At 77.7% G+C, this 569-nt stretch carries 1 pseudogene; it reads left to right on the top strand.

The features are described 5' to 3' along the window. Positions 1-501 (top strand): annotated as a pseudogene (locus KUM32_RS36110) (ATPase); the annotation flags it as partial. Positions 502-569: the final 68 nt, after the last annotated feature.

Raw genomic sequence — 569 nt, 5'->3', positions numbered from 1 at the left:
GCGGACGAGGCCCTGTGGTGGGCGGCGCGGTCGTGGGACGGGCGGGGGAAGCGCACGGCGCTCGCCGACGCGCTGCCCGCGCACTTCGGGCTCACCGACATGCTGGAGCTGATCAGCGCGCTGCACCTGGGGGACGTGGAGCGCGGTCGGCGTTACGAGCTGACGCCGGTGCTGTTCGCGGTGGCCGACGCGGGGGACGCGGTCGCGCGGGCGATCGTGGACCGGCAGGCGGACGAGGTGGTCACCATGGCCACGGTCGCGCTGTCCAAGCTCGATCTGCTGGGCGAGGAGGCGCCGGTGGTGCTCGGCGGCGGGGTGTTGGCGGCCCGGCACCGGCTGCTGGACGACGGCGTGCGCGAGCTGCTGGCCGAGCGCGCGCCGAAGGCCCTGGCCCGCGTGGTGCAGGCGCCGCCGGTGCTGGGCGCCGCGCTGCTGGGTCTGGATCACATCGCGGCGGCGCCCGCGCTGTACGAGCGGCTGCGCGCGGAGTACCCGGGGTAGGCGGCGTGGCCCGCCGTGGCGTGGTCCCGCGCGGTGATGCGGGGCGGCCTTGGCGGGCCGTGCCGGGC

This window comes from Streptomyces sp. AC627_RSS907, from assembly GCF_019049165.1.
Note: the sequence above shows the minus strand (reverse complement) of the source record. Positions and strands in the feature narration are given on the sequence as shown.